Source organism: Ensifer sp. ENS08 (assembly GCF_014852195.1).
Taxonomy (GTDB): domain Bacteria; phylum Pseudomonadota; class Alphaproteobacteria; order Rhizobiales; family Rhizobiaceae; genus Ensifer; species Ensifer adhaerens.
In genome coordinates this window covers 1-572 of sequence record NZ_JACVBF010000057.1, presented here as the reverse complement: position 1 = coordinate 572, position 572 = coordinate 1, and the positions used below count along the sequence as shown (strand labels likewise).

1 protein-coding gene is annotated in these 572 nt (G+C 59.3%); it reads left to right on the top strand.

Annotation, left to right across the window (positions count from 1 at the left end):
- On the top strand, positions 1–572 hold a 572-nt coding region (locus tag IB272_RS34485), incomplete at both ends, for a GTP-binding protein (protein ID WP_192445897.1).

Here is a 572-nt window from a genome sequence, read left to right as displayed (position 1 = left end):
ATGGCAAAGAGCAAATTTGAGCGCAACAAGCCGCACGTTAACATTGGCACGATTGGCCACGTTGACCATGGCAAGACGTCGCTGACCGCAGCGATCACGAAGTACTTCGGCGAGTTCAAGGCGTACGACCAGATCGACGCTGCTCCGGAAGAAAAGGCCCGTGGTATCACGATTTCGACGGCGCACGTTGAGTATGAGACGCCGAACCGTCACTACGCTCACGTTGACTGCCCCGGCCACGCCGACTACGTCAAGAACATGATCACCGGTGCAGCGCAGATGGACGGCGCGATCCTGGTTTGCTCGGCTGCTGACGGCCCGATGCCGCAGACCCGCGAGCACATCCTGCTCGCTCGTCAGGTTGGCGTTCCGGCAATCGTCGTGTTCCTCAACAAGGTCGACCAGGTTGACGACGCCGAGCTTCTCGAGCTCGTCGAGCTGGAAGTTCGCGAACTTCTGTCGTCCTACGAATTCCCGGGCGACGACATTCCGATCATCAAGGGCTCGGCTCTTGCTGCTCTGGAAGATTCGGACAAGAAGATCGGCGAAGACGCGATCCGCGAGCTGATGGC